This window comes from Geobacillus sp. (assembly GCF_017515625.1).
In the GTDB taxonomy this organism is placed as follows: domain Bacteria; phylum Bacillota; class Bacilli; order Bacillales; family Anoxybacillaceae; genus Geobacillus; species Geobacillus stearothermophilus.
The window spans coordinates 1-11740 of the sequence record NZ_JAFWFM010000097.1 but is presented as its reverse complement, the minus strand read 5'-3'; the positions used below and the strand labels follow the sequence as shown (position 1 = coordinate 11740).

The window sequence follows — 11740 nt, the reverse complement described above, 5'->3', positions numbered from 1 at the left end:
TGTCACTCCTTTGTTTTGGCTGTTGGGTGTCGTTACCTCAATGATGGCCGAAAACAACGGGGGTGGCAAGCTTTTTTTCTTCCAACCGTTGAAACTCAAGGGAAAACCGTGAGTGTGGAGGATAAACTTTTGACAATACCCTAACTGAGAAAGGGGGAAACGACATGAAAAATAGATGGCTATGGCTCCTCATCGCTGTATGGCTGTCCGGTTGCCCCTGGGGCAAAATTACACCTCCAATTTGACAACCTCCCGTTGACGATCGAAGCGGGTGTATGGAATGGCGGAGATGCCGACTGGCGCCCGGTGCAAAACGGAATCATTACTCTTCCGGAAAAGAAAGAGGCATACATTTATGCCATTCACACCTCTTGGAAAAAAGGGAATGCGATTTATGCGTTTTTCATTGAGGTGCGATAACTAGCACAGCGGAGGAAAAGGTGCAATAGAATAGCGATATGAGGGAGAAACAACAGCTGCCCTTCACCCGATCAGCGGCTGTAAGAACACCTGGCTGAGGCATATATAGTCAAAAAGAAAAAGAACACCGGGGAAACCCCAGTGTTCCAAGGCTTTTGCGGCGAGATTACATCATGCTACCCATATCCGGCATGTTGTTGTTGCCTTTGTTTTCTTCCGGTTTGTCGGCAACGACCGCTTCTGTCGTCAAGACCATGGCGGCGACAGAGGCAGCGTTTTGCAGCGCCGAGCGAGTGACTTTCGTCGGGTCAACGATACCAGCTTCGATCATGTCGACCCATTCGCCTGTTGCCGCGTTGAAGCCAATGCCCGGTTTTTCGTTTTTCAGGCGCTCAACGATGATCGAGCCTTCCAGACCAGCGTTTTGCGCGATTTGACGAACCGGTTCTTCGATCGCGCGCAAGACGATTTTCACACCCGTTGCTTCATCGCCTTCCGCTTCGATGGCCGCAACTTTGCTGTAGACGTTCATCAACGCCGTGCCACCGCCAGCGACAATGCCTTCTTCAACCGCAGCACGAGTCGAGTTGAGCGCATCTTCAATGCGCAGTTTGCGTTCTTTCAATTCCGTTTCTGTCGCTGCGCCAACTTTGATGACCGCTACGCCGCCAGCGAGTTTCGCCAAGCGTTCTTGCAGTTTTTCGCGGTCGAATTCGGACGTCGTTTCTTCAAGCTGCGCACGGATTTGGTTGATGCGCGCTTTGATGCGCTCCGAATCGCCAGCGCCTTCGACGATCGTCGTCGTTTCTTTCGTAACAACCACTTTTGACGCACGGCCGAGCGACGCGATCGTGGTCGATTTCAGTTCACGGCCAAGCTCTTCCGAGATCACTTCGCCGCCTGTCAAAATCGCAATGTCTTCGAGCATCGCTTTGCGGCGATCACCGAAGCCAGGCGCTTTGACAGCAACCGCATTGAACGTGCCGCGCAGTTTGTTGACAACAAGCGTTGCGAGTGCTTCGCCTTCGACATCTTCCGCAATGATCAGGAGCGGACGGCCTTGTTGCACGACTTGCTCAAGAACCGGTAACAGCTCTTGGATGCTCGATACTTTTTTGTCTGTAATCAAGATGTACGGATTTTCGAGAACAGCTTCCATTTTTTCCGTATCTGTAATCATGTACGGCGAAACGTAACCGCGGTCGAATTGCATCCCTTCGACAACGTCGAGTTCCGTCGTGAAGCCTTTCGATTCTTCAAGCGTGATGACGCCGTCATTGCCGACGCGTTCCATCGCTTCAGCGATCAATCGGCCGACTTCTTCGTCAGCAGCCGAGATCGCAGCCACTTGGGCGATCGATTCTTTTCCTTTGATCGGTTTGGAGATGGCTTTTAATTCTTCAACCGCTACCGCTACCGCTTTTTCAATCCCGCGGCGGATGCCCATCGGATTGGCGCCAGCTGCCACGTTTTTCAATCCTTCACGGATCATCGCTTGAGCCAATACGGTAGCCGTTGTCGTCCCGTCCCCAGCGATGTCGTTCGTTTTGCTGGCGACTTCAGCGACCAGTTTCGCGCCCATGTTTTCAAACGGGTCTTCGAGTTCGATTTCTTTCGCGATCGTTACCCCGTCGTTCGTGATGAGCGGAGAACCGAATTTTTTCTCCAATACGACGTTGCGGCCTTTCGGACCTAATGTGACTTTCACTGCGTCTGCGAGTTTGTCCACCCCGCGCAACATCGCACGGCGCGCTTCTTCGCTGAACTTAATTTCCTTTGCCATACCCCGTTACCTCCTTATGAATTTATTTCACTGCATGCCGTGAAAAAGGTAAGTATTCGTGTCATAAAGTTAAGGATATGTCAGTTTTCCGGAATGTTTATGTGGTAAACGCAATATATTAGCGGATGACAGCCAAAACGTCGCTTTCGCGCAAAATTAAGTATTCTTTTCCGTCGTATTTTACTTCCGTGCCGGCGTATTTCGAGAAAATGATGCGGTCGCCGACTTCAACTTCCGGCGCAACGCGTTGGCCGTTGTCAAGCACGCGGCCTGCACCGACAGCGACAACGCGGCCTTCTTGCGGCTTTTCTTTCGCCGTATCCGGCAGCACGATGCCGCTAGCCGTTTTTTCTTCAGTTTCCACGACTTCAATGACAATGCGATCGCCTAATGGCTTCAACACGGGAAACAACCTCCTTAACGATAGTTTTCGCCGTTCTTATTAGCACTCATCATTATTGAGTGCTAACACACTTATAATATTAATGAACTCTTCTCCGTTTTGCAAGTAGGAAATACAAAAAAATAACTGTTTTTCTTTCATGCGCGAAGATAAGGAGAAAATGGGATAACAAGCTGTCAGGCCCCAGATCAATCGGCGCACAAAATCCATTTTCATTATTGCACATTTCTAACATCAATAAACAACGCTAGGCAATTTTTTTGTGGCGGCCGCGCCAACCACGGCCGGCGCGCTTTTCTTATCATTTCGCCGAACATGTGCTACAATACGGATATATTTGAAATAAAGGGGTAAAACGATTTGAAGCGCCGTTACTGGTATGTCATCATCACCTATATCGCCATGCAGCTGTCTTCCTTTGTCGGTGTGCCGCTCCTTCGCTCCCTCGGCGTCGGCCAAGGCGCGCAAACACGTCTCGAAGCAGCGAAAATTGCCTCCGGCTATTGGGCGGTCATCAGCTTTTTATTGGCTTTTGCCATCATTTTATGGCTGCTGCGCGGCGACCGCGATGAACGGACAATGCGGCGGCTGCCGCTCGCCTCGTCATGGATGTGGGCGATCTCGGGCGTCTTTTTGGCGCTTGCCGCGCAAAGCGTTGCCGCCAACATCGAATGGCGTCTATTGGGCATTGAGCCGGGCTCGGAAAACACAAGGCAAATCATCGACATCATCCGCCTGACGCCATTGCTCGTCGTCGTCACGTCGGTCATCGGCCCGGTTTTGGAGGAACTCATCTTCCGCAAAATCATTTTTGGCTCGCTTTATGAAAAATACAACTTTTGGTTGGCAGCGCTGGCCAGCTCGCTTCTGTTTGCTCTCGCCCACATGGAGCCGGAGCATTTGCTTTTGTACACATCCATGGGGATGGTGTTCGCCTTTTTATACGCCAAAACCGGACGCATTTTCGTGCCGATGTTCGCCCATGTAGCAATGAACACGTTTGTCGTTGCCGTTCAAATTTTGTTGGCTGATGAATTGGAAAACATGATGCGCCAAGCGGAACTGCCGCTGGCCATTTGGAGGATTTGGCTATGACGCGCCATCCGCGGCTGTTTTCTGTTCCGTATTTCATCTTGGGCTTCCTGTTTACGTATTTGGCGATCGAAAGCGTTCATGAAACGATTTGGAACGTCTCAACCATCGCGTTGGCGGCGCTGGCCGCTTTTGATTTCGGCACCGCCTTTCGCTTGTTCTTCACACCGAGACAATAAAACCCTCCCCATTGGGGGAGGGTTTTTGCCTGGCGCCGTATGAACCGTCCTCTTGATGCTGCCCTCAATATGGATCGCCGCTTCCTTCCTCCGCCGCTAATTGCGCCTTTCGATAGCCGATTTTGGCAACCCAGATGCTCCCCTCATACAAAAGCGTCAGTGGAATCATGACGATCACTTGCGACAACACATCCGGCGGCGTAATGGCGGCCGCTAAAATAAGCAGCGCCAAATACGCATACTTGCGGATGCGAACAAGAAGCTGCGGCGTAATAAGCCCTAAGCGGGTGAAAAACAGGACAACAATCGGCAGCTGAAACACGATGCCAAACGGCAGCACGAGCTGCAGCAAAAACTGAAAATATTCATTAATGCCGATCATCTGTTGAATGCCGAGCCGTTCCGCCAGCTGATTCATAAACCGGACGACAAATGGAAACAAGACGAAATACGCAAAACCAACCCCGGCTAAAAATAGAATGATCGATGCTGGAATGTAGCTGAGCGTTGCTTTCCGCTCTTTTTCATACAGCCCCGGACTGACAAACGCCCAAATTTGATACAACAGCACCGGAGCAGTCAGTACAGCGGCGATGACAAAGGCAAACTGAAAATACACTTTAATCGGATCGGTGAGGCGGAACGCGTTCATCGTCAGCTGTTTCGCTTCCACAGTGTGCTGCAAATACACAATGACGTCATCGACAAAAAAGAAGCTGGCTACAAGCGCCGCAACGAAAAAGAGAAGCACGATGATCAGCCGTTTCCGCAGCTCTCCGAGGTGTTCATACACGGACATTTCTTTGTCATTCATCGTTTCCCCATCCTGCCTTGTCATCGGTCGGTTTTCGTTTCTTCGTCATCAGCGAGCCCTTTTGTGGCGTCTTTAAACTCGCGAAGCGACTGGCCGAACGACCGCCCCAACTCCGGCAGCTTTTTCGTGCCAAACAGCAACAAAATGACAAGAACGAGCAACAAATATTTCATGTGTTGTTCTCTCCTTTTTACGATGGCGATGGATAGTTTTTCAAAAAATAGACGAGCGACTGCAGCTCAATGGCTAAATCGATATGATGGACACGAATATGGTTCGGCACGTTCAACCGCGCCGGAGTAAAGTTTAAAATGCCTTTAATTCCTTGCGCGACAAGGCGGTCGGTCAGCGCTTGAGCCGCGGCGGCCGGCACGGTTAAAATCGCGATCGGAATGTCGCCGCGAAGCCGCTCCTCCAGCTCATCGAGATGATAGACCGGCACCCCGCCGACTGTCGTTCCGACCTTCCGTTCATCGACATCAAACGCCATGACAATTTTCGTGTTGTTATTTTTCGAAAAGTTGTAGTTTAAAAAGGCGGTGCCTAAATTGCCGACGCCAAACAAGGCGACTTCGGTCACCTCATCCTCTTCAAGCGTCTGGCGGAAAAACGACAACAAATAATTGACATTATACCCGTATCCCTTTTTGCCAAGCGCGCCAAAATACGAAAAGTCGCGGCGAATTGTCGCCGGATCGACTTTCACCGCCTCGCTCAGCTCGGCGGAGGACACGCGCTGCTTCCCTGAGGCATGTAAATTTTCCAAAAACCGATAGTATAACGGCAGACGCTTGGCAGTCGCCTGCGGGATTTTCGGTTGTTCGTTGCTCATCGTTTCATCCCCCAGCTAATCGGTTTTCCGTCGATAATGGCCGGACTTCCCGCCCGTTTTTTCGACCAAATACGTTGGACCGATCGTCATTCCTTTATCGAGCGATTTGCACATGTCGTACACAGTCAATGCGCATACCGAAGCCGCCGTCAGCGCTTCCATCTCCACTCCTGTGCTCCCTTTCGTTTTGACCGTCACGGTAATCACAAGTTTATACGCTTCCGCCTCTTTTTCCCAAGCAAAGGCAATATCGACGCCTTTTAACATAAGCGGATGGCACATCGGAATAAGATCGGCCGTTTTTTTCGCCGCCATGACCCCGGCCACCTGGGCTACCGCCAGCACATCACCTTTCTCAATGGCATTGTTCGTCATCTTTTCGTAAATCTCTTCATTGACGGTGACGCTCGTTCTCGCCACCGCTATCCTGATCGTATCTTCCTTGTTCGTAATGTCGACCATTTTCGCCCGGCCTTGTTCATTGAAATGCGTAAACGATGACAAGACAATCTCCTCCATTTATCACTATACACCATTTTTCGTTATCTGTCTTTGACCGTTTTCGCGACTTACGTTAAACTATTCGCGAGGTGACGGACATGATCATTTTGCAAGTGAATGGAATCACGAAATATTTTGGCGCTGACCTTATTTTATCGAATATAAAACTAGAAATACAGTCCCGCGCCCGCATTGCTCTTGTCGGCCGCAACGGCGCAGGCAAATCGACGCTGCTGAAGATCATCGCCGGCGAACTTTCTTCCGACAGCGGTGAAATCATCAAGCCAAGCCATATCAAAATCGGCTATTTGGCGCAAAACAGCGGGCTCGACTCGTCACGCTCCATTTGGGACGAGATGCTGGACGTATTCGCGCCGCTCCGGGCGATCGAAGCGCAGCTAGCAGAGCTCGGCGCCCAGCTTGGCGACCCGGATCTGCTCGCCGATCCGTCCCGCTACGAAAAAACGCTTCAAGCGTATGACAACTTGCAAGAGCAATACAAAGAACAAGGGGGCTATCAGTATGAAGCCGACATCCGCTCTGTTTTGCACGGGCTGCAATTTTCGTCATACGATTACCAAACAACGCCCGTTTCCTCGCTAAGCGGCGGACAGCGGACGCGGCTCGCCCTTGGAAAACTGCTGTTGGCCAAGCCGGACTTGCTTATTTTAGACGAGCCGACGAACCATTTGGACCTCGATACGCTCACATGGCTCGAGCAATATTTACAGGCATACCCCGGCGCCGTTCTGCTCGTTTCCCATGACCGCTACTTTTTGGACAAAGTCGTCACCGAAGTGTACGAGCTGTCCAACGCGACGCTTAAGCGGTATAGCGGCAATTACAGCCGCTATTTGGAGCTTCGGGCCGAGCAATACGAACAAGAGCTAAAACGATACGAAAAGCAACAGGAGGAAATCGCCCGCCTCGAAGACTTCATCCGGCGCAACATCGCCCGCGCCTCGACAACGAAACGGGCGCAAAGCCGGCGAAAGCAGCTCGAAAAAATGGAGCGGCTTGAACGCCCGGCCGGAGATGAAAAATCAGCTTCTTTTTCTTTTGCGATTGAGCGGCCGAGCGGCCATGAGGTGCTCACCGCAGAGCAATTGACCGCCGGCTATCGCGAAGGCGCACCGGTCATCCGCCAAATCAGCTTTCGCATAACACGGGGGGAGAGTGTCGCCTTGGTCGGACCAAACGGCATCGGCAAGTCGACATTGTTGAAGACGATCGCCGGAAAGCTCCCAGTCCAATCCGGAAAGCTCCGGTACGGTGCAAATGTGAAAATCGGCTATTACGACCAAAACCAGGCGGAACTGTCGACAAACAAACGAGTGCTCGACGAGTTGTGGGACGCCTACCCGGACAAAACCGAAAAAGAAATTCGCACCGTGCTCGGCAACTTTTTGTTTTCCGGCGACGACGTCTTAAAACCGGTTTCCGCCTTAAGCGGCGGAGAGAAAGCACGCCTGGCGCTCGCCAAACTCATGCTGCAAAAAGCCAACGTTCTCTTGTTGGATGAACCGACCAACCATCTCGACCTTGACAGCAAAGAGATGCTCGAGCAGGCGCTTGTCGACTATCCGGGAACGATCTTGTTCGTCTCCCACGACCGCTATTTCATTAATCGCATCGCGACAAAGCTGTTTGAACTCTCGGGCGATGGGCTTGTCGAATATTTAGGAGACTATGACTATTACGTGGCGAAAAAAGAAGAAATGCGCGAATTGGCGCGCCTGGACTCCCACCCGCCCGCATCACCGGACAGCGGCGAAACAGCCAAATCCACATACGAGCAAGAAAAAGAGGAAAAAAGACGACAGCGCCAACGGCAGCGCCGTCTGGAAGAGATCGAAGCCGAGATCGCCGCACTGGAAGCACAAATCGCTGAAACCGAGCAGCAGCTGTGCGACCCGTCTGTATACGGCGATTATGAAACCGTGCAGCAGCTCACGCAAGAAAACGAAAAGCGGAAACAGCAGCTTGAAACGTTATTGGCCGAGTGGGAACAGCTCTACGCCTCGTTTTGAGCCAATCCGCTGCCAGGGAACGCCAACACGGGCATCTAGCGGCTTCATGTGCACTGCTCGTGCGCATCACCGCGCCAGGCCGATCACAGGCCAAACTCATTTAGCAGCCTTTTGCCTTGTTCATGAAAGCTGCTTCTTAGGTGAAGGACGATGACTGACAAGAGGGTGTCCCCAAAGGATTGGAACACCCTCTTTCGTTGCATATATATGCTTGCTGTTTCTGCCGCACTAGACGTGCGCCTATCTTGAAGGCAGGCGACCTTTTAGGTCAGCCCCGTTTTTGTGTTAATCACATTATACACAAAGAAATCCACACTTTTCTGTGCAAAACAGAAGTTATTCACCGACTTTTCCACATTATCCACAACCAATCCCTTTCCTCATATGAAAAAATGATTGTGTATTGCACTCCTCGCCGTTATCATGTTTTTTTACTTTTCCACATTGTCCACAACCTATGGATAAAAATATGCACAACAAGTCCCCACCCGACGGCCGTTCCGCTTGCCAAACAAAAAAGAGCAGACCACCTGCCCTAAGCGATCCGCTCTATGAAATCCCCAACCTCCTAGAAGGCCGGTGACAAACTGCTGTCACGAGCAAATCAACGGCATTTCGCCAAAAAAGAAGGCTGATTCCACAGTTTTTCTCTAATTGAGAAACAAGTGGAGCTAGCAGTATTTTGTACTAAATCACCGACCTTCTAGACAAGCGGCAAGCTTGGATTGGCGTTGAGCGCCAAATCAGCCCGCTTTCCTTGTTGATATAACACAGTTCCCGCAACGGCAATCATCGCCGCATTATCAGTGCATAGCGATAACGGTGGGATGACAAGCTCCACATCGGGGAGCTCTTTCATTTTCTCCTGCAGTGCAGCCCGAAGCCCGCGGTTGGCCGCCACTCCGCCGGCGAGCAGCACTTGCCGCACATTGTACTGTTTCGCCGCCTGCACTGTTTTCGTCACCAGCACATCGACGACGCTGGCCTGAAAGCTCGCGGCCATCTGTCTCGGATCGATCTCCTCGCCGCGCTGCTTCGCTTTGTGGAGCGCATTGAGAACCGCTGATTTTAAGCCGCTGAAGCTGAAATCATACGAACCTTCCTCAAGCCACGCTCGCGGCAAATCAATCACGGGCTCGCCCTCATGAGCCAACCGGTCGATGTGCGGTCCTCCTGGGTACGGAAGGCCTAAAGCCCGCGCCACCTTGTCATACGCCTCACCAGCAGCGTCGTCGCGCGTCTCGCCAATGACTTGAAACGCCCCGTGGCCTTCCATGTAAACAAGCTCCGTATGCCCGCCGGAAACGACAAGCGCCAACAGCGGAAATTTCATCTCCGCCACGAGCTGGTTGGCGTAAATATGACCAGCAATATGATGCACCCCGACAAGCGGCAACCCGTGGGCAAACGCGAGCGCCTTTGCGGCGTTCACCCCGACAAGGAGCGCCCCAACCAACCCCGGTCCGGCCGTCACCGCAATGGCATCAAGATCGGAAAACGATACGCCAGCCTGCCGCATCGCTTCCTCCATGACGAGTGTAATTTGTTCGACATGATGGCGCGAGGCAATTTCCGGCACAACACCGCCAAACCGCCGATGGCTTTCCATTTGCGACGCCACAACATTCGATAAAATCTCTTTTCCGTTTTTCACCACGGCCGCCGCTGTTTCATCGCAGCTCGTTTCAATACCTAGTACATGCACGTTTTCATTCATGTCAGTTTCACCCACATCACTAGCGCATCTTCAAAATTGTCCGGATAATACCGTTTGCGGATGCCGCCATTGCGAAACCCAAGCTTTCGGTACAACGACTGGGCGACATGGTTCGAGACGCGCACTTCCAGCGTCATCGTCGCCGCCCCATGCTGCTTGGCTGTTTCCATAAGGCGGCGCATAAGCGCTTCGCCGAGTTTTTGTCCGCGAAACTGTGGCAGCACAGCGACATTCGTCACATGCGCTTCATCAATCACGAGCCACATCCCCGCATACCCGATGATCCGTCCGCGGTGCACCATGACAATATATTTCGCGTAACGATTGTACATCAGTTCATTATAAAAAGATTCCCGGCTCCACGGCGCGGTAAACGACGCCTGTTCGACTTGCACGACCTCATCGATATCATGAATGGTCATCGGCCGGAATTGCACATCGATCCCCATCGTCCCCGTCCCCTTTTTGTTTCGCAAGCCATTTCGCTTCCGCTTCCGCAAGACGGATGTAATTCGGCACAAACGTATGCGGATTCTCATGTTCTTTCTCTTTTCCGAGCATGATGAGCTCACTTGGCCGCGGCAATGTCAACGACGGCGGCGTCATGAAAAACCGCCCGCCCAAGCGGCTCCGAAACAGCTCACTATATACCGGCGCATCGGCTCCGATGAACAATACATCCTCTCCCCGTCTGCGTAAATGATCGGCCCACTCGTCCGCCGCCACAATCCGGTCCGCTTCAAGGCATCGGAGCGCGCCGTCCTCGTACCGGTACAACCCGGTGTAAATTTGTCCGCGCCGCGCGTCAAACAGCGGGACGAGCAAACCGGGGAAATACCGGCCATTAGCGGCGAGCACCTCTAAACTCGAGACGCCGGCTATCGGAATGCCGAGCGACCAAGCGAGCGTTTTCGCAATGGTGACACCGATCCGCACCCCGGTATAAGATCCAGGGCCTTTCGCAACAACAACTAAATCAAGCTCATTGGGCGCCATTCCGCACTGCCGAAGCAGCGACTCAATGGCCGGCATCGTCCGGACAGAATGATCTCTTTTGACACTCGTAATGAATTCCCCTTTAATAACATCCCCATCCGCCACAGCAATGCCTAGCGGCATATTCGATGTATCAATCCCTAATATTTTCATGACGCAAAAATCTCCTTGCATAGCTGTTCATAGCGCCACCCTGACGGCTCAAAGACAAGTCTCCGTTCATCGCCGCCATGGCGAAACAAAGAAACGGTCAGCCGCTCCTCAGGCAGCTGCCCCGCAATCAAATGGGCCCACTCGACAACCGCAACACCATCACCGTTAAAATATTCATCAAATCCGAGATCCTCCCATTCGTCTTCAAGCCGATACACATCCATATGATAAAGCGGCAGCCGCCCATCATACTGCTTGATAATCGTGAAGGTCGGGCTGTTGACGTTTTGTACAATGCCCAGCCCCTCGGCAATCCCTTTCGTAAACGTTGTTTTTCCCGCACCTAAATCTCCCTCTAACGCGATGACCATCCCCGGCTGAAGCCGTTCTCCGAGCCGGCGTGCAACCGCCTTCGTCTCTTCCGGAGAATGCACGGTAAGTTCAAACTGCTTCATGGTGTTCCACCTTATTCCATTTTATCATCTTTGCTTCCGCTTTTGAAATTTTACCATAAGGAACGGCAACGTTGCCACTGCCGGCGCCAAAAAAACAGCCATACAAAACAAAAGGACTGCCCTGCTAAGGCTATATTGAGCCTCCCGGGCAGTCCTGAGATCAAACTCGCAAAACAAAAAGAAAAAGGGAATTAGGCGTGTTGCTACTCCCTGGTGAATAAGATTGCCTAGCAGCGACCTACTCTTGCAGGGGCGCTGGCCCCAACTACCATCGGCGCTGGAGGGCTTAACTTCCGTGTTCGGGATGGGAACGGGTGTTTCCCCTCCGCTATCACCACTAGGCAAGCGATTCAGTTTCGACATCA

At 52.1% G+C, this 11740-nt stretch carries 14 protein-coding genes and 1 rRNA gene; 4 read left to right on the top strand and 11 right to left on the bottom strand.

The annotated features are described in order from the left end of the window. Positions 1–255 precede the first annotated feature (255 nt). The gene (locus IKE44_RS06235) at positions 256–420 is read left to right on the top strand and encodes a hypothetical protein (protein ID WP_231107667.1); all 165 of its coding nucleotides are present in this window, start codon (positions 256–258) and stop codon (positions 418–420) included. A 166-nt stretch (positions 421–586) separates the two neighbouring features. Here the strand turns inward: IKE44_RS06235 and groL are convergent, their stop codons facing one another. Together groL and groES are read right to left on the bottom strand one after the other, a co-directional pair. Next, on the bottom strand, positions 587–2203 hold the full coding sequence (groL, locus tag IKE44_RS06230; RefSeq protein ID WP_049624794.1) for a chaperonin GroEL: 1617 nt from the start codon (positions 2201–2203) through the stop codon (positions 587–589). A gap of 118 nt (positions 2204–2321) precedes the next feature. Further along, entirely contained in the window at positions 2322–2606 is a 285-nt protein-coding gene (groES, locus tag IKE44_RS06225; protein ID WP_033010033.1) for a co-chaperone GroES, read from the bottom strand. A gap of 360 nt (positions 2607–2966) precedes the next feature. Between groES and IKE44_RS06220 the strand changes: the two genes are divergently transcribed. Both IKE44_RS06220 and IKE44_RS06215 read left to right on the top strand, forming a co-directional pair. After that, the gene (locus IKE44_RS06220; RefSeq protein ID WP_049624795.1) at positions 2967–3701 is read left to right on the top strand and encodes a CPBP family intramembrane glutamic endopeptidase; all 735 of its coding nucleotides are present in this window, start codon (positions 2967–2969) and stop codon (positions 3699–3701) included. Next, complete coding sequence (locus IKE44_RS06215; protein WP_033010036.1) at positions 3698–3877, top strand: YdiK family protein; 180 nt, start codon at positions 3698–3700, stop codon at positions 3875–3877. Before IKE44_RS06220 ends, IKE44_RS06215 begins: the two co-directional genes overlap by 4 nt. 64 nt (positions 3878–3941) lie before the next feature. Here the strand turns inward: IKE44_RS06215 and tatC are convergent, their stop codons facing one another. The 4 genes from tatC to moaC are packed head-to-tail and all read right to left on the bottom strand — an operon-like array spanning position 3942 to position 6027. Next, positions 3942–4691, bottom strand: coding sequence for a twin-arginine translocase subunit TatC (gene tatC / locus IKE44_RS06210; RefSeq protein ID WP_287465335.1), 750 nt, complete (start codon positions 4689–4691; stop codon positions 3942–3944). Positions 4692–4711: 20 nt separating this feature from the next. Beyond that, positions 4712–4864 carry a twin-arginine translocase TatA/TatE family subunit gene (tatA, locus tag IKE44_RS06205; RefSeq protein ID WP_031406010.1) on the bottom strand — a complete coding sequence of 51 codons (153 nt, stop codon included), beginning with the start codon at positions 4862–4864 and terminating at the stop codon, positions 4712–4714. 17 nt (positions 4865–4881) lie between these two features. Further along, a complete protein-coding gene (locus IKE44_RS06200; RefSeq protein WP_287465333.1) occupies positions 4882–5523 on the bottom strand; it encodes a redox-sensing transcriptional repressor Rex in 642 nt (213 codons plus the stop codon). Between the two features lie 15 nt (positions 5524–5538). Then, positions 5539–6027: a cyclic pyranopterin monophosphate synthase MoaC gene (moaC, locus tag IKE44_RS06195; RefSeq protein ID WP_033016803.1), complete on the bottom strand. Its 489-nt coding sequence runs from the start codon at positions 6025–6027 to the stop codon at positions 5539–5541. A gap of 95 nt (positions 6028–6122) precedes the next feature. On the opposite strand from moaC, the gene IKE44_RS06190 reads away from it, so the two are divergent. After that, the gene (locus IKE44_RS06190) at positions 6123–8054 is read left to right on the top strand and encodes an ABC-F family ATP-binding cassette domain-containing protein (RefSeq protein ID WP_049624796.1); all 1932 of its coding nucleotides are present in this window, start codon (positions 6123–6125) and stop codon (positions 8052–8054) included. Positions 8055–8757: 703 nt separating this feature from the next. On the opposite strand, the gene tsaD is transcribed toward IKE44_RS06190, so the two are convergent. The 5 genes from tsaD to rrf form a co-directional block, all read right to left on the bottom strand. After that, positions 8758–9771, bottom strand: coding sequence for a tRNA (adenosine(37)-N6)-threonylcarbamoyltransferase complex transferase subunit TsaD (gene tsaD / locus IKE44_RS06185; protein ID WP_033016752.1), 1014 nt, complete (start codon positions 9769–9771; stop codon positions 8758–8760). Then, positions 9768–10220: a ribosomal protein S18-alanine N-acetyltransferase gene (rimI, locus tag IKE44_RS06180; RefSeq protein WP_033010040.1), complete on the bottom strand. Its 453-nt coding sequence runs from the start codon at positions 10218–10220 to the stop codon at positions 9768–9770. The genes tsaD and rimI overlap by 4 nt, the downstream gene beginning before the upstream one ends. Further along, a complete protein-coding gene (gene tsaB / locus IKE44_RS06175) occupies positions 10180–10920 on the bottom strand; it encodes a tRNA (adenosine(37)-N6)-threonylcarbamoyltransferase complex dimerization subunit type 1 TsaB (protein ID WP_033016751.1) in 741 nt (246 codons plus the stop codon). The genes rimI and tsaB overlap by 41 nt, the downstream gene beginning before the upstream one ends. Next, positions 10917–11375 (bottom strand): tRNA (adenosine(37)-N6)-threonylcarbamoyltransferase complex ATPase subunit type 1 TsaE, encoded by a 459-nt coding sequence (gene tsaE, locus IKE44_RS06170; protein ID WP_033010045.1) that lies wholly within the window; start codon positions 11373–11375, stop codon positions 10917–10919. Before tsaE ends, tsaB begins: the two co-directional genes overlap by 4 nt. A gap of 225 nt (positions 11376–11600) precedes the next feature. Next, positions 11601–11717, bottom strand: a 5S ribosomal RNA gene (gene rrf / locus IKE44_RS06165). Positions 11718–11740: the final 23 nt, after the last annotated feature.

What these genes read in the sequence shown, in the direction of transcription:
- groL (WP_049624794.1), bottom strand. Translation starts at nt 2,203, where the DNA reads ATGGCAAAGGAAATTAAGTTCAGCGAAGAAGCGCGCCGTGCGATGTTG.
- IKE44_RS06215 (WP_033010036.1), top strand. Translation starts at nt 3,698, where the DNA reads ATGACGCGCCATCCGCGGCTGTTTTCTGTTCCGTATTTCATCTTGGGC.
- tatC (WP_287465335.1), bottom strand. Translation starts at nt 4,691, where the DNA reads ATGAATGACAAAGAAATGTCCGTGTATGAACACCTCGGAGAGCTGCGG.
- tatA (WP_031406010.1), bottom strand. Translation starts at nt 4,864, where the DNA reads ATGAAATATTTGTTGCTCGTTCTTGTCATTTTGTTGCTGTTTGGCACG.
- IKE44_RS06200 (WP_287465333.1), bottom strand. Translation starts at nt 5,523, where the DNA reads ATGAGCAACGAACAACCGAAAATCCCGCAGGCGACTGCCAAGCGTCTG.
- IKE44_RS06190 (WP_049624796.1), top strand. Translation starts at nt 6,123, where the DNA reads ATGATCATTTTGCAAGTGAATGGAATCACGAAATATTTTGGCGCTGAC.
- tsaD (WP_033016752.1), bottom strand. Translation starts at nt 9,771, where the DNA reads ATGAATGAAAACGTGCATGTACTAGGTATTGAAACGAGCTGCGATGAA.
- rimI (WP_033010040.1), bottom strand. Translation starts at nt 10,220, where the DNA reads ATGGGGATCGATGTGCAATTCCGGCCGATGACCATTCATGATATCGAT.
- tsaB (WP_033016751.1), bottom strand. Translation starts at nt 10,920, where the DNA reads ATGAAAATATTAGGGATTGATACATCGAATATGCCGCTAGGCATTGCT.
- tsaE (WP_033010045.1), bottom strand. Translation starts at nt 11,375, where the DNA reads ATGAAGCAGTTTGAACTTACCGTGCATTCTCCGGAAGAGACGAAGGCG.